The organism is Micromonospora sp. WMMD712, assembly GCF_029581295.1.
GTDB classification, from domain to species: domain Bacteria; phylum Actinomycetota; class Actinomycetes; order Mycobacteriales; family Micromonosporaceae; genus Micromonospora; species Micromonospora carbonacea.
On sequence record NZ_CP120743.1, the window covers coordinates 839191 to 858562 of the forward strand.

A 19372-nucleotide genomic window follows, 5' to 3' on the forward strand; every position below is an offset into this window, starting at 1 on the left:
GTCCCCCGCCCCTCCACGCGCTCTGCCGAGCGCTCCCCGCACGTGGCGGGCCGTCCGGCGCACCCCCTCGCCGGGCGGCCCGCCGCACCCCTGCGGGCACGCCGCCGCCCGCGCCGGGCCGCGTCAGCCCAGCGCGGCGACCCGGGGACGCAGCCCGTCGATCAGCTCCGGCGGGGCGGCGAGGACGCGGCTGCCGCTCACCTCGACGGCCGCGCCGGCCTCGACGGCGATCACCAGCCCGGCCGCCCAGTCCCACCGGAAGGTGCGGTCCTCGACGTACGCGTCGCAGCGCCCCGCCGCGATCCAGGCCAGGGCCAGCGCGGTGGAGCCGAGCATCCGCACCCCGCGCACGTCGCCGGCCAGGTCGGTGACCACGGCCGCCTGCACCCGGCGGTGGGCCACGTCGTACGCGTACCCGGCGGCGAGGATCACCTCGTCGAGCGCGACGCCCGCGCGGCGGGCCAGCGGGACGTCGTCGCGGAACGCGCCCCGGCCCCGCACGGCGTGGAACAACTCGTCGTGCACCGGGTCGAGGACCACGCCGACCACCGGCCGCCACCCGTGCGCCGTCCGCTCCTCGCAGGCCACGCTGACGCACCAGAACGGCACGCCGGACACGTAGTTCACGGTCCCGTCGAGGGGGTCCAGCACCCAGCGCAGCCCGGAGCTGCCGGTGTGGCCGCTGCCCTCCTCGGCGACGATGCCGTCGTCGGGCCGACGGGCACGCAGCAGCGCCACGATGCGTGCCTCGCTGGCCCGGTCCGCCTCGCTCACCAGGTCGGTGGACGCCGTCTTGTGGTCGACCCGGCCGTGGTCGCCGAAGCGCAGCAGCAGCTCCCGGCCGCCGAGCCGCGCCGCCTCCTCGGCGACCCGCCGGCAGTCGTCCAACTCGGCACCACTGACCATCGCGCTCTCCTCGTGTCGGCCGCAGGGACGGTCGCGATCGTCGCACCGACGCCCGCCCCGGCACCAGTCGCGCGGCGGCCGGCCACCGCCGGCGAAGCCCTCCCGGACGCTTCGGGCACACTGGGGACCGACGCCCGGGGCATCGACGCCCGCCGACCTGCCCCGGCGCCGTCGCGCCACGGGGAGGCAGCACGTCATGGATACATCGGTCATTTCGGGCAGCGCGGAGCGGCTGCTGGCCCGGATCCGGGACGGGGTCGTCGGCGAGGGCGAGGTGCTGGACGGGCCCTACGGGCCGCGCCGGATCACGTACGCCGACTACACCGCCTCGGGGCGGGCGCTGGACTTCGTGGAGGACGCCGTCCGGGACTGGGTGCTGCCCCGCTACGCCAACACCCACACCGAGAGCTCCGCCACCGGCCTGGCCACCGGGCGGCTGCGCGAGGACGCCCGGCGCACCGTCCACGACGCCGTCGGCGGCACCGACGAGCACGTCGTCGTCTTCTGCGGCTCGGGGGCCACGGCGGCGGTCGACAAGCTGGTCGGGATGCTCGAACTGCGGCTGCCGCACGGGCCGGCCCACCGCCACGGCCTGCTCGACCGCATCCCGCCCCGGCAGCGTCCGGTGGTGTTCGTGGGCCCCTACGAGCACCACTCCAACGAGCTGCCGTGGCGCGAGACGTACGCCGAGGTGGTCGTCATCGGCGCGGACCCGGACGGGCACATCGACCGGGCGGACCTCGCCGCGCAACTGGCCCGGTACGCGGACCGGCCGCTGCGCATCGGCAGCTTCTCCGCCGCCTCCAACGTCACCGGGATCCTCTCCGACACCGACTCGATCGCCGCGCTGCTGCACGCCCACGGCGCCCTGTCCTGCTGGGACTACGCCGCCGCCGGCCCGTACGTGCCGATCCGGATGGGCGAGTCGACCCCGGGGGCCGCCGACGGCAAGGACGCGGTCTTCCTGTCGCCGCACAAGTTCGTCGGCGGCCCGCAGACGCCCGGGATCCTGGTGGTGCGCCGGGACCTGGCCCGCAACCGGGTGCCGACGACCCCGGGCGGCGGCACGGTGGCGTTCGTCGACCCGGTCGGCCACCGCTACCTCGACGACCCGGTCGCGCGGGAGGAGGGCGGCACGCCGGCGATCGTCGAGTCGATCCGGGCGGGGCTGGTGTTCGCCCTCAAGCAGGCCGTCGGCACCGACGTCATCCGGGCCCGCGAGGAGCGGCTGTGGTCGCGGGCGCTGCGCCGCTGGTCGACGAACCCGGGGATCGAGATCCTCGGCAGCACCCAGGCCCGGCGGCTGCCCATCGTGTCGGTGCAGATCCGCCACGGCGACCGGCACCTGCACCACAACTTCGTCGTCGCGTTGCTCAACGACCTGTTCGGCATCCAGGCGCGCGGGGGCTGCTCCTGCGCGGGGCCCTACGGCCACCGCCTGCTGGGGATCGACGAGGAACGCTCCCGCGCGTTCCGGGAGGAGATCGCCCTCGGCTGCGAGGGGATCAAGCCCGGCTGGGCGCGGATCACCTTCAACTACTTCGTCTCCGACGTGGTCGCCGACTATCTCGTCGACGCGGTCGACCTGATCGCCCGGCACGGGCACCGGCTGCTGACCGACTACCGGTTCGACGCCCGCACCGGCCTGTGGCGACACCGCCGCGGCCCGGAGCGGCCGCTGCGCCTGGCCGACCTGGGCCCTCTGCTGACGGGCGGCCCGATGGCCGTCGGCCGGCGGGAGCGGGTCGGCGAGGAGGCCCTGGCCGGATACCTGCGCGAGGCGCGGCGGATCCTCGCCGGCCGCGACGACCGCCTCGACGAGGGCCCCACCGGGCTGCCGTCGGGCGTGGAGGCGCTGCGCTGGTTCCACCTCCCGCCGGCCTGCGTGGCGCCCCCGGACGCGCCGTCGTCGCCCTGACCGGGGCGGGGCCACCACGGCGGCAGGACCACGACCACGGCCGCGCCGGACCCGACCAGGATCGGGATCGGATCCGGCGCGGGCAGGGGATCACACCCGGCTCGGGGCCGCCGGGAAGTCGCCGGTGGCGGTGCCCGCACGCACCCGCCGGGAGACGACGACGCCGAAGACGGCGGCGGTGAAGAACATGACGAAGCCGTACGTCACCGACGGCATCGCCATCGTCGAGTTGTCGAGCAGCGTCGGGCTCATCCCGATGGTGATGGCCAGGCTGGCGTTGTGCAGGCCGATCTCGAAGGCCGAGGCGATCGACTCCCGCTCGCCGACGCGCAGCAGCCGGGGGCCGAAGTAGCCGAGGCCCATGCTGATCAGGTTGAACGCCACCACCGCGAGGATGATCTCGCCGAGGATGTCGAACACCTCCGCGCCGAGGCCGGCGATCACACTGGAGATCATCAGGATCAGCACCACCACCGACAGGACCTTGACGGCGCGCTCCAGGCGCAGGGCGGCGTCGGTGAACCTCGCCCGGATGGCCATGCCGATCGCGATCGGGATCAGCACCAGGGCGAACACCTGGATCACCTTGTCGAACTGGAGGCCGATCGAGCTGTCCGAGCCGACGAAGCCCGCCACCGACAGGTTCACGATGACCGGCAGGGTGAACAGCGCGAGCACCGAGTTGACGGCGGTCAGCGAGATGTTGAGCGCGAGGTCACCCTTGAACAGGTGGCTGTAGAGGCTGGCGGTGCTGCCGCCCGGTGAGGCGGCGAGCAGCATCATGCCGACCGCCAGCTCGGGTCGCAGGTCGAAGGCGACGACCAGGCCCAGGCAGATCGCCGGCAGGATCAGCATCTGCGAGACCAGGCAGACGACCATCGCCTTGGGATAGCGCACCACCCGGCGGAAGTCGTCGAGGGTCAGCGTGAGGCCGAGCCCGAGCATGACGATGCCGACGGCGATGGGGAAGAGTATGAGCACGGTGTCGTTACTCATGATGACTCCGCCTTCCGGGAGTAAGAGATCCATGAGTTTCACACCGGCTGCCACCACCCCGGTTCTCGAAGATTGCCCTATGCGCAGCCCTGATGGGCGGCTGACACAAGGGCTCCTGCTGACACCGGCACCTCCTGCCCGCGTCTCCCGGGGGCGCGGCTACGTTGACGAGTCGTGCACCTCGTACCCGATCATGGCCTTGTCTGGCGCGACTGGGCCGTCGCCCTGGCCGGCGCGGTCGCGCTGCTGCTCGCCTCGTGGGCGCTGCTGATCCTGCTGGCCCGCCGGCTCCCGCCCGGCCTGCTGCGGGACCTCGCCGCCTTCGTCCCGGACTGCGTCACCATGGTCCGCCGGCTGCGCCGGGACCCCAGGGTGCCCCGCCGGGCCAAGGTCGCCGTCCTGCTCGCCGGCCTCTGGGTGGCCAGCCCCGTCGACCTGATCCCCGAGTTCCTGCCCGTCATCGGGCCCCTCGACGACATCGTCGTGGTGGCCCTCGCCCTGCGCTACGCCTGCCGGCAGGTGCCCCGGGACGTCCTGCTGGCCGCCTGGCCGGGCGAGGCCCGCCTCATCGAGCGGCTCCTCGGCACACCAGCCACCTCGCGCGCGTCTTCGCCCAGGATCCGGCAAGGGGCCAGCGATTGACTTACATCAGTATGTTCGGTGTGCTGTGCAACGGCTCGCATCCGTCCCGCAGGAGGTTTCGTTGCGCAAGCTCGCCGCCGTCCTCGCCGCGCTGTTGACCACCGGCGCCGCCCTCACCGCCCCCGCCCCCGCGCAAGCCGCCGATCCGGCCTGCACCGGCACCGTCCGGATCACGTCGATGACCTGGTCGCCGCCCCAGGTCATGCCCGGCCAGGGCAGCACCCTGACGGTCGTCGCGCAGAACTGCACCGACGCGCCACAGCAGGCCTCGTTCTTCTCCTACCAACAGTTCCTCGGCTCCGGCCCCGGCGTCCCGCCCGGGTGCCCCATCGTGGATCCGCTACCGGCACGCCCGATCACCATCGAGGCCGGTGGGACGTTCACGGCGACGTCCCGCTACAACACGTATCCCGGCTGCACCGCCACCCGAATCCTGGTCACCGCCCAGTTCACCCTCGGCAGCACGCTGCTCGACGCAGGCTCCGCCAGCCTGGAGATCACCGCGGTGCCGCCCCCGTCGGGATGCGCGGTGACGTACCGCAACGTCAGCCGGTGGGCCGGCGGCTTCGTCGCCGAGGTCACCATCGCCGCCATCGCGGGCGCACCGATCAACGGCTGGACGCTCGCCTTCGACTTCGCCGGCGACCAGCGCGTCACCGGCGGCTGGAACGCGGCCATCGCCCAGACCGGCACCACCGTCACGGCCCGCAACGAGACCTGGAACGCCGTCATCTCCCCCGCAGGCACCGCGACGTTCGGCATCCAGGGCACGTGGCACGACAGCGACGCGCCACCCAGGGCCTTCACCGTCAACGGCGCACCCTGCGAGGTTCGCTGACCCGGGACCGCGGAGGTCGACGACAGCGCCGATCGACGGTGCCGGCTCGCTGGCGGTGCCGCCGGTCAGTCGGCCTCGACCGGCGCTTCACCGAAGACGGCGAAGCTGACGACCCAGTACGCGACGTAGGCGGCGAGCAGCACGTACCCGTGCCAGCGCCGCAGCCGGCCGGTGGAGAGGAAGCAGGCGGCGAGGGCGGTCATGCCGACGAGCACCGGGAGGTGCCAGGAGAGCACCTCGTCGTCGACGACGATGCTGCCCCCGACGAGCAGGATGATGCCGAGCTTCCCGGTCACGCCGAAGACGACGCTGCCGACGACGTTCGCGAGGCCCATGTCGGGTGCGCCCCTGCGGGTGGGCTCGACGGTCAGGAGCACGTCCTCCAGGGTGAGCACGAGGGTGGCGATGGTGGCACCGAACAGGGCCCCCTGGATCCGGAACTCCTCCAGCAGGCCCTCGGTGCCGATGCTGGTCATGGCCGCACCGACGACGAGACCGACGAGCGCGACGACGGCCAGCCCGATCGCCACCCAGCCGGAAAGCGGCCGGGCCCGGTCGAACGGCACCGGCGAAGCGAGGGGCGGCGTGCCGGCAGCCGGCGCGCCGCCCCGCCGAAGCTCCCGCATCGCCACGTAGCCGAGGAAGAACGCGAACAGCAGCAGGAGCAGCACACCGTGGAGCGGGGTGAGGGGCCCGAACACGAGGAAGGGGATCAGCACCACGGGCGCGACGGCGAACAGGGCAAGGTAGCGACCCGGGACCGCGACCCGGGTGGGCAAGATGATCGCGGCGAGGGCGAGCACCACCCCGATCATCGAGATCGCCGTGCCGAAGACGGTGCCGAGCGCGACGCCGCTGAGGTCCTCCATGTTGAGCGCCACCCCGAAGGCGACGTCGTCGAACTCTATTCCGGTGAATACGATCGCGAGCAGAAAGACGGAGACGCGCAGGCCGGACGCGGCACCGACGAGATAGGAGATCAGCTTTTCCGCGCTGTAGATCAGCAGTGCGGCACCGACGACGAAGAGAAGTATCGACGACAAGAGCCGGGCGCCCCTTCCCACGATGACCGGCCGGATCGACGCATTGCGTCACCGGTCGACAACAGCATTCGGCACTTCGAGGCGTCATCGTTGCACATCGATGCCGAGCAGGCCAGGGGCAAGATCCCGCCCGCACCAGCCTCACTGGACACCGCGTGGGAATTGCACGGTGATAGCTCTCGTCGGAGGCATCTTGTAGGGTCGAAAGCGCAGACCAATCGAATGGTCGCCCACCTCCCGAATCACTCCCAGGGCACCATTCCGATGTTTCACCGAAGCCAAGATGCAGGTAACAAAATGCAACACCGAGAGGAGCCGGGAGCGGATGGCCGAAGACATGGGATCGACAGTGCCACGACGACAACTCGGGCGGGCGCTGCGCGACCTGCGCACCGAGGCGGGCGTGACCCTCGACGGCGCGGCCGAGGCGCTCTACTGCAGCCGGCAGAAGGTCTGGCGCATCGAGAGCGGCCTGGGCGCCGTCCGGCCCATCGACGTCCAGGGCATGTGCCAGGTGTACGGGGCGACGCGCGAGCTGACCAAGGCCCTGACCGCCCTGGCGGCCGAGACCAGGGCCAAGGGCTGGTGGCACTCGTACGGCGACGCCATCCCCGACTGGTTCGAGATGTACGTGGGGCTGGAGTCCGCCGCATCCCGGCTGCGCGGCTACGACGAGTCGCTGATCCCGGGCCTGCTCCAAACCGAGGCATACGCCCGAGGCGTCTTCCAGCATCGCACCGACATGAGCGAAGAGGAGTTGGATCAGTTCATCAGCGTTCGGCTTCAGCGGCAAGGGATCCTGCGGCGACGGCTACCGAAGGCCCCTGTGGTCAGTTTGGTGCTCGCCGAGGCGCTGTTGCTCAAGCAGATCGGCAGTTCAGCAGTGATGGCTGACCAACTTCGCCACCTGCTCGACCTCACCGAGCTGCCGAACGTCTCCATCCGGGTTCTGCCCCTGACTGCCGGAGCACACTACGGCGCACTCGCCGGAACCTTCATGATGCTCGACTTTCCCCTCCGCAGCAGGGCCGAGCCCGATCCCTCCGTCATCTACAGCGAGTCACTGACCGGCGCTCTCTACCTGGACAGGCCGGACGAGATCGCCGCATACGAGAAGGTGTGGGCGAGCTTGGGTCGACTGGCTCTCGATGAGCAACAATCGAGAGAGCTGATCAACAAGATCATTGGAGAGGTCCACCATGGCTGAACTGGCCCGCGCCCAGTGGCGAAAGAGCACCCGCAGCGGCGACAACGGCGGAGCGTGCTTGGAAGTCGCCGACAATCTGCCCGGCCTCGTCGCCGTACGCGACAGTAAGGATCCATCCGGACCCGCCCTCACCTTCTCCCCCGCCGCCTGGTCCCGTTTCGTCCGCGCACACAGGTCCACTCGCTGACGACGATCATTCACCGCGCACCCGGCCACGTGCGCCGGGTGCGCGGCCGGCGGAGCAGACGATTCTCTTGATCGGCCGGTCATCACGGTCTTCGATCGGACGGCGGGATACCCTGCCTGCGGTGTTTCACACCGCATGACCGGAGGAGCGATGCTGGGATGACGGCAGGGCGCGCGATGCCGACGCAGGACGACGTGCTCGGGTACTTCAACCTGCTGTCCAACTGGGGACGGTGGGGCGACGAAGACCAGCTCGGCACTCTGAACCACATCACCGACGACGTCCGGCTGGCGGCGGCGCGGGCCGTGCGCCACGGCAGGAGCGTGTCGTGCGCGTGGGAGGTTGCCGCACCGGAAGAGATGGAACGGGCGACGACGTCGTGCCCGTGCGCCGCCGACATGCCGGGTGCCGAGAACATGCCGGTGCCCGGCTTCCACGCCGACCGGCGCTGGGGCTTCTCCTCCGAGCGGATCGGCATGACCTTCCACGGCAACACGCTCACCCACGTCGACTCGCCGTGCCACGTCTTCTGGGACGGCACGATGTACAACGGGCGGTCGCATTCGTTGGTCGACCCCGCAACGGGATCGGCGTGGGCGGCCGTCACGGCGGCGGCGAACGGCATCATCACGCGTGGTGTCCTGCTGGACGTCGCAGGGGCCCGCGGTGTGCCGTGGTTGACCCCAGGGCAGGGTGTGTTTCCCGACGATCTCGAGGAGGCCGAGCGCCGCCAGGGTGTGCGGGTGCGATCCGGCGATGCGGTGCTCCTACGGACCGGCCATGGCCGTGCCCGGCACGAGGCCGGCGAGTCCATCGGTTTCACGCAGGCCGGCTGGCACGCGTCCTGCCTGCCGTGGCTGCACGAACGCGGCGTCGCGCTGATCGGCGCCGACACCCCGCAGGACGTCCAGCCGTCGGGGTACGACGACGTGTTGATGCCGGTTCACGCCGTGGGCCTCGTCGCGATGGGTCTGTGGCTGCTCGACAACTGCGACCTGGAGGCGTGCGCGGCGACGGCTGCCGAGCTCGGCCAGTGGGACTTCCACCTCGCAGTCGCGCCGATCCGCTTCGCCCGTACGTCCGGCAGCCCGGTCAACCCGATTGCGACATTCTGACCGCGAACGACGTTCCGTTACCGGTTGTGGCCACGCTTCCCCGTGCCGGTCGGTGTGACTCTGCGTCATGCTCGTCGACCCCGCAGGACATTCCACATCCCCTTTGCTCTGCACCCGTATCCGCAACACCACCGTCCACCTGCACGCGTGCGAAATCGCGGATGGCCGGGGCCAGATCGGACGGTCGCGCTGCGTGGAGCGCTGCGTCCGTGGGTGCAGAGCAAAGGGACGGTTCGCGGGGTGTGTCGCCGGGCTGGGCGGTCGCGCTGTGTCACGTACCGCTCGCGGGTTCGATCGTGGGCGGGGCGGCCCGGCGCAGCCCGACGGCGGACCCGGCGCGGGTCGCCCGGCCCGGCCCGGGCCGTCGCGGCCGGACCGCGACACCGGGCCTGGGCGGGGTGGGGTGTGCGGCGGGAGGCGACGCCGGTAACGTTGCGCCCCATCACGCCCGGCGGCCGCACCGCCGGCCCTCGGATAGGTCCGACTCTACGGAGGATGCCGGATGTCCCACGGCGGGGAAACCTTCGCGGTACGCAACGAGCCGAACGGGCGGCCGAGCTTCGAGCAGGCGTTGCGCGGCTACGACAAGCGGCAGGTCGACAGGTACGTCGAGCAGGTCGAGGCCACGGCCTCGACGTTGACCGTCGAGCGGGACCGGGCGCAGCACCAGCTGCGCAACCTGACCCTCCAGTTCCAGGCGCTCCAGGCGGAGGTGTCCGACCTGCGGCAGCGGCCGGCGCAGGTGGACCGGGCGTCGTTCCGGGACCTGGGGCCGATGGTCGACCAGATCCTCGCGCTGGCCGAGAAGCAGGCCGCGGCGATCACGGAGAGCGCCGCGCAGCGGGCCGACGACCTGCAGGCCGAGGCGGAGCGGGTGCTGGTGGAGGCCCGGGACCACGCCGCCCAGGCGCTGCACGACCTGGAGACGGAGCTGTCGGCGCGGCGCGCCGAGCAGGAGAAGGCGTACGAGGAGCGCCGCTCGGCGGCCGAGGCGCAGCTCGCGGACGTGCAGGAGCTGGTGGAGCAGCTCCGGGTGGATGGCGAGGCCGCGCACGAGCAGGCCCAGCAGGAGGCGAAGCGGATCAACGAGCTGACCGCCCAGCAGGTGGAGCAGGCGCGGGCGGCGGCCGAGGCGCTGACCAAGGCGGCCCGCACCCAGATCCAGCAGGAGGTCCAGGCCGCCCGCGCGCAGAGCCAGCAGGAGCTGGCGCAGTGGCGGGTCAATGTGGAGCGGGAGATCAACGAGCGGCGGGCGGCGGCCGAGCAGGAGCTGGCCGAGCACCGGGCGGCGGCCGAGCGGGACGTCGCCGGGCAGCTCACCGCCGCCGAGGAGAAGATCGCCACCCTGATCGCCGAGGCGCAGCAGTACTCGACGGAGGTGCGCAAGCGCGCCGACGAGCAGGCGACCGCGCACCAGGAGCAGCTCACCGCCGTGCAGCAGGAGGTCGGCAACCAGCGGCAGGCGTTGACGCAGCTGCACGCCGAGCTGGACACCGCACAGCAGCAGCTCGCCCAGATCCACCGGGAGGGCGCGGCGCTGGAGACCGAGGTCAACCAGTTGCAGCAGCGCCTGGCCGAGGTCCGTCAGGAACTCACCGCGGAGGCGAACCGGCTGGAGGAGGCCCGCACCGCCGCCGACTCGGCCGAGCGGCACGCCAAGGACGTGCGGGCCCGGGTGCAGCGGGAGGCGAAGCGGGTGGCCGATCTGGCTGCCGCCGCCGTGATGGCCGCCGCGGCGGGGGGCGGCGAGACCGCCGAGTTCCCGACGGTGAAGAGCCGGTCCGAGGCGCAGCGCGCGACCGAGACGCCGCGCGCGGCCGGGGAGCAGCGGCCGGTCGAGGAGCAGCAGCCCGCCCCCGAGGTCCCGGCCGGCGCGTAGCGCCCGGCAGCGCGCCGGCGTGTGGCCCCGGTCCCGCTCCGCGGGTGCCGGGGCCTACTTCTCGGGGCACATTCACGGCGGCCTTCATGCTAGTTTCGAGCCACGTTATTGGCATTCCTGAATCGACAGCGATCCGGCTCACGACAGGGCGCTCCACCGGATCGCGCCGCCACGAGGAGCGGCGAGAGCGCTGAGCGGCGCGTCGACGCGCCGCCGGCCCCGTCGCCTCCGCCACTGCTACTGCCGACGGGGGATATTGGCATGAGGTGCCCACCACTGCTCCATAGGTGACCGCGACCCTAGGAGCCACGAGCCACCGCAGGCCCGCTTCGACGACCAGGTGAAGCGGGTGGCCGACCATGACCGGCCACCCGACCCACAGTCGTCTCCTTGGCGCGCCATTCTGCGTGCCATCGACAGCGGCTCCACGGAATCGTCCCGACAACACATCGAAATCGTCAGGCGACGTTATTCGAACAACGGTCGCCCCATCACGCACGCCTGCACATCATCTGATCCAAGGAGTGGAATGTCACGAAACACGTTGGCCACGCGCCGCGTCGTCGCCGGCCTCCTCGGCGTCGCCCTCGCCGTCGCCGCCACGTTGGCCACCGCCCCTGCGCCGGCGACGGCCGCTCCCGCCACCCCCGTCTTCGGCTCGTCCATCGACGGCTACGCCGCCTACGACGGGCAGGAGATCTGCGATCCGACCGCGAAGCCGGGCCTGGTGGGCTTCAAGGACCTGCTCAACTCGACCTACGGCTCGCACACCTGGGGCATCGTCCGCGACTGTGGCAGCGGCGGCACCAGCGAGCACAAGGAGGGCCGGGCGCTCGACTACCACTTCAACTACTACGACACCGCGCAGCGGGCCGACGCCACCGACGTGCTCAACTGGCTGCTGGCCACCGATTCGCACGGCAACAAGCACGCGATGGCCCGCCGCCTCGGCGTCATGTACATGATCTGGAACAACAAGATCTGGAAGTCGTACGACCCGTCCGACGGGTGGCAGGCGTACAGCGGCAGCAACCCGCACACCGACCACATCCACTTCAGCTTCAGCTGGGCCGGCGCCGACAAGCGCACGTCCTGGTGGTCGGGCGGGCAGGTGCCGCCGGAGCCGGAGGACGTGCCGGTCTCGGGTGACTGGAACAACGACGGCGTCGACACGGTGGGCGTGTTCCGCCCGAGCAACTCGACCTGGTATCTGCGCAACACGAACAGCGGCGCGGCCACCAGCGTCTTCAAGTTCGGTCACGGGCCGTCGGGCGACATCCCGGTGGTCGGCGACTGGGACAACGACGGCTTCGACACGGTCGGGGTGTTCCGCCCGAGCAACTCGACCTTCTATCTCACCAACGGCACCACCACCACCGACGCGTCCTTCATCTTCGGCCACGGCGCATCGGGCGACCGACCCGTGGCCGGCGACTGGGACAACGACGGCTTCGACACCGTGGGAGTGTTCCGCCCGAGCAACTCCACCTGGTACCTCACCAACGGCACCACCACCACCGACGCGTCCTTCATCTTCGGCCACGGCGCGTCCGGCGACCGACCCGTGGCCGGCGACTGGGACAACGACGGCTTCGACACCGTGGGAGTGTTCCGCCCGAGCAACTCCACCTGGTACCTCACCAACGGCACCACCACCGACGCGTCCTTCATCTTCGGCCACGGCGCATCGGGCGACGTGCCGGTGGTCGGCGACTGGGACGAGGACGGCGTCGACACCATCGGCGCCCGCCGCCCCTCGAACAACACCGTCTACCTCCGCAACACCAACAGCGGTGGTCCGGTGGACATCCAGTTCATCTACGGAATCTGAGTCCAGGGGACACGACGGCGCCGGGCCGCCACCTCAAGGTGGCGGCCCGGCGGTGCCCATTGAGGTGGGCGTGGGTCAGCAGCCGCAGGTGTAGTACAGGATGTCCCAGTGGTTGCCTTCCTTGGTGTAGAGGTTCCCGGAGGCGGACCGGTACTGGTAGCCGAAGCCGGGGATGTAGCCGACGTAGGCGAAGTGCGCCGAGATGTAGTTCTGCACGCAGGTGGTCAGGCCGATGTCGAGCTTGTAGCCGGTCCAGTGGCTGTAGGCGCCGTCGGCGTGGCCGACCTCGGTGCCGGCGGTGATGGTGATCGCGCAGCCGCTGACCCGCTTGAACGTGATGATCCCGTCGATGGTGGCCTGCCGGATGCCGTCGAACGACGTGCAGGTGGCGGTGTAGCGGTCGCTGCAGTTGCCGCTGGAGGTCCAGGAGATGCCGGCGGCCGACAACTGGGACGCGGCGCTGGAGTGGGTGATCGCCAGGGCGGGGCTGGCGAAGCCGAGCGTGACGCCGAGGGCCGCGAGCGCGGCGACGAGCAGGGTGACCGCTCGGCGGCGCAGCGTGGGGCGGGTCGTGGACATGGTTCTCCCGTATCGCCGTGGGGGGGGTTGGATTTTTGCGATTCAGGGGGCCGGCCTTGCAGGATTTCTACCAGACATCGACGCTCATGACTAGATGTGGGGGTCGGCGGACCGGTCGGTGATCAGTTTGTCGGCACGGTCTGTTACCGTCGCGCCGCCGCTGCACCAGTCGAGCCGGAGGTTGGCGTGTTCAGCTCCCACTTGTCGTCGTTCGCCGGGCTGCCCGTGCTGCCCTTCACCCCGGGGATGAAACTCCCCGACGATCCGTCGGCCGTCGCCTGGCGACTGGAGGTGGAGGACTTCGAGGCCGAGCCCGAGGAGTTCGCCGCCCTGGTCACGGGCCTGCGCGACGAGGTGCCCGCCGACGCGGTGCGGGCCCTGGTGATCGGCGAGTGGGGTTCGGCCTACGAGCGGGCGCTGCCCGTGGAGCTGCTCGTCGAGGCGGCGCGGCACTGGCCGGCGCTGCGGGCGGTCTTCCTCGCCGACCTCGTCAGCGAGCAGTGCGAGGTCTCCTGGCTCACGCACGGTGACATCACCGGGCTGCTGACCGCGTGCCCGTCGCTGGAGGTGCTCTGGGTGCGCGGGGCCACCGAGCTGCACCTGACCCCGGTGCGCCACACCGGTCTGCGGGAGCTGGCCTTCCAGACCGGCGGGTTGCCCGGGGCGGTCGTCCGCGCGGTCGGCGGCTGCGACCTGCCCGCGCTGGAGCGCCTGGAGCTGTGGCTCGGCCGGTCCGACTACGGTGGCGACACCACCACCGACGACCTCGCCGAGATCCTCGCCGGCACCCGGCTGCCGGCGCTGCGCCACCTCGCGGTCAGCAACGCCGAGGACGCCGACCGGGTCGCCGCGGCCGTCGCCGCCGCCCCGGTGCTCGACCGGCTGGAGGTGCTCGACCTGTCCAAGGGCGTGCTCACCGACGCCGGGGTCGAGGCGCTGCTCGCCGGTCGGCCGCTGACCCACCTGCGCCGCCTCGACCTGCACCACCACTTCCTGTCCGAGGAGGCCGCCGCGCGGGTCGTCGCCGCCCTGCCCGGCGTCGAGGTCGACCTGTCCGAGCCGCAGAAGGCCGACGTCTACAACGGCCGCGAGTACCGCTTCACCGCGGTCGGGGAGTGAGGCTGCCGTGAGCGTCCTGTCGCACGCCGAGTCCTTCGCCGGCCTCCGGGTCGTCCAGGTCCCCGCCGACGGCCCGCTGCCCGCCGTCGACGGGCCCGTCGCCTGGCGCATCGACCACCCCGACTGGGACAGCAGCACCGAGCAGCAGCCCTGCCCCGGCTTCCGGGACGCGTTCGACCGGTTCGTCGACGCCGCCGGCGAGTCCGCGCAGGCCCTCGTCGTCGGCGCCTGGGGATACGCGGCGTTCAACGTCGCCCCGATCGACCAGCTCTGCGCCGCCGCGCCGCGCCTGCCGAACCTCCGGGCGCTGTTCCTCGGCGACATCCTCAGCGAGGAGTGCGAGATCTCCTGGATGCAGGTCGGCGACGTCAGCCGGCTGCTGGCCGCGTACCCGGGGCTGGAGGTGCTGCGGGTGCGCGGCGGCGAGGACTTCCGGTTCTCGCCGGTGCGCCACGAGCGGCTGCGCCGGCTGGAGGTGGAGAGCGGCGGCCTGAGCGGCGAGTTCGTCCGCGCGGTGCTCGACTCCGAGCTGCCCGCGCTGACCGACCTGGAGCTGTGGCTCGGCGTCGAGGACTACGGCGGCGACACGACCGTCGACGACCTGGCCCCGCTGCTGGCCGGGCAGCGGTTCCCCGCGCTGCGCCGGCTCGGGCTGTGCAACGCCGAGCACGCCGACGAGATCGCCGAGGCCCTGGCCGGCGCGCCGGTGGTGCGGGGGCTGGAGCTGCTGGACCTGTCGCTGGGCACGCTGTCCGACCGGGGCGCGCTCGCCCTGGCCGGCGGGCAGCCGCTGACCCACCTCACGAAGCTGGACCTGAGCCACCACTTCGTCTCCGACGAGGTCGGCGCGGCGGTCCGGGCCGCCCTGCCCGGCGTGACGGTGGACCTGTCCGACCCGCAGGAACCCGACGAATACGACGACGAGGAGTACCGGTACACGGCGGTGTCGGAGTGACATGCGCCTGACCGTGGTCGGCAACCCCGACAACCGGCGCGTCGGCCTGTTCACCGCCGCCGTGCTCGCCGCCGGGCTGCCCCGGCCGGCGGTGCTGCCCTGGGCCGACGTGCTCACCGGGGCCGCGCCGCCGCCGGCCGGGGCGCTGGTGCGCGTCGACTCCCCCGGCGAGGACCCGCACGTGGACCGGCTGCTGCGGCGGGCGGCCACCCCGGCGCGGCACGGCGAGCTGCTCGGCCTCGCCGACGCGTACGCCGGGTTGGTCGACGGCCTGGCCCGGGTCGCCGTCGGCGGCGCGGATCTGCTCAACGACCCCGGCGACGTGGCGGCGCTGTGCGACAAGCGTCGCTGCCACGCGCGGCTGTCCGCCGCCGGGGTCGCGGTCCCGGCGGCGCTGCCCGGGGTCGACGGCTACGTGTCCCTGCGGGCCGCGATGGCCGACGCCGGGTGGGCGCGGGTGTTCGTCAAGCCCGCGCACGGCTCGTCGGCTGCCGGGGTGCTGGCCCTGGCCGTCGGCCCGCGCGGCGTGCGGGCGGTCACCCCGATCGAGGTCGCCCCCGACGGGCTGTTCAACTCGCTGCGGGTGCGCGCCTACGACGACGAGGCGACCGTCGCCGCGCTGGTCGACCGGCTCGCCGGCGAGGGGCTGCACGTGGAGCGGTGGCTGCCCAAGGTGGGGCTGCGCGACCGGGTCGTCGACGTGCGGGTGGTGGTGGTCGCCGGGCGGCCCACCCACGCGGTCGTGCGGGCCGCCACCGGGCCGCTGACCAACCTGCACCTGGGCAACGCGCGCGGCGACCTGGCCGAGCTGCGGGCCGCCGCCGGCCCGGCGGCGTGGACGGCGGCGATGGAGACCTGCGTACGGGCCGCCGCGTGCTTCCCGCGCAGCCTGCACGTCGGGGTGGACCTGATGTTCCTGCTCGGCTGGCGGCGGCACGCCGTGGCGGAGGTCAACGCGTTCGGGGACCTGCTGCCCGGGGTGCTGGTCGACGGCCGGGACACCTACGCCGAGCAGGTGCACGCGCTGACCAGCGGCCGGTGGGAACGCTGGCGGGCCACCGCCACGGCAGCGGCCCCGGGCGCCGGCACCCGGGCGGCGGAGGTGGTCGCGTGCGCGACCTGATCGGAAGCCACGACGTCTGCCTGGTCACCCTGGACACGCTGCGCTTCGACGTGGCCGACGGCCTGGCCGCCGCCGGGCGTACCCCCACGCTCGCCCGGGTGCTGCCCGGCGGCCGGTGGGAGCGGCGGCACTCCCCCGCCAGCTTCACCTACGCCGCGCACCACGCGTTCTTCGCCGGTTTCCTGCCCACCCCGGCCGCGCCGGGGCGGCACGAGCGGCTGTACGCGGCGGCGTTCCCCGGCAGCGAGACCTCCGGCGAGCGCACCTGGGTGTTCGACGCGGCGGACCTGCCGACCGCCCTCGCCCGGGAGGGCTACCACACGCTCTGCCTGGGCGGGGTCGGCTTCTTCAACCGGCGCGGCGCGCTCGGGTCGGTGCTGCCGGGGCTGTTCGCCGAGGCGCACTGGGAGCCGGAGTTCGGCGTCACCGCGCCCGGCTGCCTCGACGCGCAGCTCGACCGGCTCGCCGGGACGCTGCCCCGGGTCCCGGCGCGGCAGCCGCTGTTCACGTTCCTCAACGTCGCGGCGCTGCACCAGCCCAACCGGCACTACCTGCCCGACGCCGACGCCGACGACCTGGCCAGCCACGCCGCCGCCCTGGAGTACGTCGACAGCCGCGTGGGCCGGCTGTTCGCCCTGCTCGCCGGGCGGGGACGGCCGGTGTTCACGATCGTCTGCTCCGACCACGGCACGGCGTACGGGGAGGACGGCCACACCGGCCACCGGGTCGGCCACGACGTCGTGTGGACCGTCCCGTACGCCCACTTCACCCTGCGACCGGGAGAATGGTGACCAGCAACCTCGCGGGCCTCGACGGCTCGCCGTACCAGCAGTACCTGTACGCGTACCCGCACAAGACGTCGTACCGGGCGCTGCGGCCCCGGCCGCTGCTCGCCGACGTGTGGCGGGCCGAGCCCCGCGACGCGCTGTTCCTCTACGCGCACGTGCCGTTCTGCGAGATGCGCTGCGGCTTCTGCAACCTGTTCACCCGCACCGGCGCGCCCGCCGAGCAGGTCACGGCGTACCTGCGGCAGCTGCGCCGGCAGGCCGAGCGGGTGGCCGACGCCCTCGGCGACGACGCCGGCTACGCCCGCGTCGCGTTCGGCGGCGGCACGCCGACCTATCTGACGGCCGGCGAGCTGACCGTGCTGTTCGACATCGCCACGTCGACGCTGGGCGCGCGGCTGCCCGGCGTGCCGCTGTCGGTGGAGACGTCGCCGGCCACCGCGACCCCGGACCGGCTCGCGGTGCTCGCCGCGCACGGCACGACGCGGGTGAGCATCGGGGTGCAGAGCTTCCTCGACGCCGAGGCCCGCGCCGCCGGCCGGCCGCAGCGGCGCGCGGAGGTGGAGGTGGCGCTCGGCGCGATCCGCGACGCGGCGATCCCGCTGCTCAACGTCGACCTGATCTACGGCATCGACGGGCAGACCGCCGACACGTGGCGACAGAGCCTCGAGGCGGCCCTGGCCTGGCGGCCGGAGGAGCTCTACCTCTACCCGTTGTACGTGCGCCCGCTGACCGGGCTGGGCCGGCGGGCGCACGCCCGTGCCGACTGGGACGCCCAGCGCCTCGCCCTGTACGCGCAGGCGGTGGAGGTGCTCGGCGCGGCCGGCTACCGGCAGGAGTCGATGCGGCAGTTCCGCCGCGCCGACGTGCCCGCGCCGGACGGGCCGGACTACTGCTGCCAGGACGACGGGATGGTGGGGCTGGGCTGCGGGGCGCGGTCGTACACGACGGGCCTGCACTACTCGTTCGACTACGCGGTCGGCGTGTCCGAGGTGCGGGCGGTGCTGGACGACTACCTGGCCCGCCCCGCCGGCGACTTCGCGTACGCCGAGTTCGGCTTCGCCCTCGACGGCACGGAGCAGCGCCGCCGGTGGCTGCTGAAGTCGTTGCTGCGTGCCGAGGGCGTCGACGCGGCCGCCTACGCGGCCCGGTTCGGCGTCGCGCCGGGCGACGACTTCCCCGAGCTGGGGCTGCTGGTCGAGCGGGGCTGGGCCACCGACGGCGGGCTGCGGCTCACCCCGGCCGGGCTGGCCCGCTCCGACGCCGTCGGCCCGTGGCTGACCTCCGCGCGGGTGCGCCGCGCGATGACCGGGTACGTGCCCCGGTGAGCGCGGCCGACCGGTGCGGCGGGGGCAGCGGCAGCGGGGGCAGCGGCAGCGGCCTGGCGATCCTCTACCGGGGCCCGCTGGCCAGCTGCAACTACGACTGTCCGTACTGCCCGTTCGCGAAGCGGCACGACCCGCCGGACGTGCTGGCCGCCGACCGGGCGGCCCTGGAGCGGTTCACCGGCTGGGTGGCCGCGACCACGGACGTGCGGCTGTCGGTGCTGTTCACCCCGTGGGGCGAGGGGCTGACCCGCCGCTGGTACCGGGAGGCGATGGTGGGGCTGTCGCACCTGCCGCACGTCGACCGGGTGGTCATCCAGACCAACCTGGCCGCCCGGGTGGACTGGCTGGCCGACGCCGACCCGGCCCGGGCGGCGCTGTGGACGACGTACCACCCGGGGCAGGTCACCCGGGAGCGGTTCCTGGCCCGCTGCGCCCGCCTGGTCGAGCTGGGGGTGCGGTTCTCCGTGGGCGTGGTGGGGCTGCCGGAGCACCTCGACGAGGCGCGGGCGCTGCGCGCGGCGTTGCCGCCGCACGTGTACCTGTGGGTCAACGCCGCCGACGGCCACCGCTACGACGCCGCGCAGGAGGCGGCCTGGACGGCGCTGGACCCGCTGTTCGGCTACAGCGTGCGCCCGCACCTGTCGCTGGACCGGCCCTGCCACGCCGGGGAGACGGCGATCTCGGTGCGCGGCGACGGGACGGTGCGCCGCTGCCACTTCGTCGACGAGCCCATCGGCAACCTGTACGACGGCTCGTGGCGGGCCGCGCTGCGGCCGCGCACCTGCGTGAACGGGGCCTGCGACTGCCACATCGGGTACGTCCACCTCAAGCCGCTCGGCCTGCGCGACGTGTTCGCCGGTGGGCTGCTGGAACGCATCCCCGCCAGCTGGCCGCCCGGCTGACCGGGGACCGGCCGCCCCG

Annotated in this window: 18 protein-coding genes; 14 read left to right on the top strand and 4 right to left on the bottom strand. The window is 72.8% G+C overall.

The genetic code is table 11. From position 1 onward, the window contains the following. Window positions 1–123 precede the first annotated feature (123 nt). Window positions 124–906: an inositol monophosphatase family protein gene (locus tag O7633_RS03375; protein ID WP_282325945.1), complete on the bottom strand. Its 783-nt coding sequence runs from the start codon at window positions 904–906 to the stop codon at window positions 124–126. Between the two features lie 196 nt (window positions 907–1102). Between O7633_RS03375 and O7633_RS03380 the strand changes: the two genes are divergently transcribed. After that, window positions 1103–2824: an aminotransferase class V-fold PLP-dependent enzyme gene (locus O7633_RS03380; protein ID WP_282325947.1), complete on the top strand. Its 1722-nt coding sequence runs from the start codon at window positions 1103–1105 to the stop codon at window positions 2822–2824. A gap of 90 nt (window positions 2825–2914) precedes the next feature. Here O7633_RS03380 and O7633_RS03385 read toward each other — a convergent pair whose 3' ends face one another. Then, on the bottom strand, window positions 2915–3820 hold the full coding sequence (locus tag O7633_RS03385) for a bile acid:sodium symporter family protein (protein ID WP_282325948.1): 906 nt from the start codon (window positions 3818–3820) through the stop codon (window positions 2915–2917). Between the two features lie 225 nt (window positions 3821–4045). Between O7633_RS03385 and O7633_RS03390 the strand changes: the two genes are divergently transcribed. Further along, entirely contained in the window at window positions 4046–4462 is a 417-nt protein-coding gene (locus O7633_RS03390; protein ID WP_348776333.1) for a DUF1232 domain-containing protein, read from the top strand. A 61-nt stretch (window positions 4463–4523) separates the two neighbouring features. Next, entirely contained in the window at window positions 4524–5300 is a 777-nt protein-coding gene (locus O7633_RS03395; RefSeq protein WP_282325951.1) for a cellulose-binding domain-containing protein, read from the top strand. A gap of 65 nt (window positions 5301–5365) precedes the next feature. On the opposite strand, the gene O7633_RS03400 is transcribed toward O7633_RS03395, so the two are convergent. Further along, window positions 5366–6343, bottom strand: a complete 978-nt coding sequence (locus O7633_RS03400; protein ID WP_282325952.1) for a hypothetical protein — start codon at window positions 6341–6343, stop codon at window positions 5366–5368. Window positions 6344–6668: 325 nt separating this feature from the next. Here O7633_RS03400 and O7633_RS03405 point away from each other — a divergent pair, with 325 nt between their 5' ends. From O7633_RS03405 to O7633_RS03425, 5 genes are all read left to right on the top strand, one after another. Further along, a complete protein-coding gene (locus tag O7633_RS03405; RefSeq protein ID WP_282325954.1) occupies window positions 6669–7550 on the top strand; it encodes a helix-turn-helix transcriptional regulator in 882 nt (293 codons plus the stop codon). Further along, window positions 7543–7737: a DUF397 domain-containing protein gene (locus O7633_RS03410; RefSeq protein WP_282325956.1), complete on the top strand. Its 195-nt coding sequence runs from the start codon at window positions 7543–7545 to the stop codon at window positions 7735–7737. The genes O7633_RS03405 and O7633_RS03410 overlap by 8 nt, the downstream gene beginning before the upstream one ends. A 158-nt stretch (window positions 7738–7895) precedes the next feature. Beyond that, on the top strand, window positions 7896–8852 hold the full coding sequence (locus O7633_RS03415; protein ID WP_282325958.1) for a cyclase family protein: 957 nt from the start codon (window positions 7896–7898) through the stop codon (window positions 8850–8852). Window positions 8853–9354: 502 nt separating this feature from the next. Then, complete coding sequence (locus O7633_RS03420) at window positions 9355–10731, top strand: hypothetical protein (RefSeq protein ID WP_282325959.1); 1377 nt, start codon at window positions 9355–9357, stop codon at window positions 10729–10731. Window positions 10732–11260: 529 nt separating this feature from the next. Beyond that, the gene (locus O7633_RS03425; protein WP_282325960.1) at window positions 11261–12562 is read left to right on the top strand and encodes a VCBS repeat-containing protein; all 1302 of its coding nucleotides are present in this window, start codon (window positions 11261–11263) and stop codon (window positions 12560–12562) included. A 75-nt stretch (window positions 12563–12637) separates the two neighbouring features. Here the strand turns inward: O7633_RS03425 and O7633_RS03430 are convergent, their stop codons facing one another. Further along, window positions 12638–13141, bottom strand: coding sequence for a hypothetical protein (locus O7633_RS03430; protein WP_178065346.1), 504 nt, complete (start codon window positions 13139–13141; stop codon window positions 12638–12640). Between the two features lie 186 nt (window positions 13142–13327). Here O7633_RS03430 and O7633_RS03435 point away from each other — a divergent pair, with 186 nt between their 5' ends. From O7633_RS03435 to O7633_RS03460, 6 genes are read left to right on the top strand one after another with little or no spacing between them, the layout of a single operon-like run. Further along, complete coding sequence (locus tag O7633_RS03435; protein WP_282325962.1) at window positions 13328–14260, top strand: STM4015 family protein; 933 nt, start codon at window positions 13328–13330, stop codon at window positions 14258–14260. A 7-nt stretch (window positions 14261–14267) separates the two neighbouring features. Continuing rightward, window positions 14268–15215 (top strand): STM4015 family protein, encoded by a 948-nt coding sequence (locus O7633_RS03440; protein WP_282325963.1) that lies wholly within the window; start codon window positions 14268–14270, stop codon window positions 15213–15215. A 1-nt stretch (window position 15216) separates the two neighbouring features. After that, complete coding sequence (locus tag O7633_RS03445) at window positions 15217–16338, top strand: STM4014 family protein (protein ID WP_282325964.1); 1122 nt, start codon at window positions 15217–15219, stop codon at window positions 16336–16338. Next, a complete protein-coding gene (locus O7633_RS03450) occupies window positions 16326–17129 on the top strand; it encodes an STM4013/SEN3800 family hydrolase (protein ID WP_282325965.1) in 804 nt (267 codons plus the stop codon). Before O7633_RS03445 ends, O7633_RS03450 begins: the two co-directional genes overlap by 13 nt. After that, the gene (locus O7633_RS03455; protein ID WP_282325967.1) at window positions 17126–18451 is read left to right on the top strand and encodes an STM4012 family radical SAM protein; all 1326 of its coding nucleotides are present in this window, start codon (window positions 17126–17128) and stop codon (window positions 18449–18451) included. Before O7633_RS03450 ends, O7633_RS03455 begins: the two co-directional genes overlap by 4 nt. After that, on the top strand, window positions 18448–19353 hold the full coding sequence (locus O7633_RS03460; protein WP_282325968.1) for an STM4011 family radical SAM protein: 906 nt from the start codon (window positions 18448–18450) through the stop codon (window positions 19351–19353). Before O7633_RS03455 ends, O7633_RS03460 begins: the two co-directional genes overlap by 4 nt. The last annotated feature ends 19 nt before the right edge of the window (window positions 19354–19372 follow it).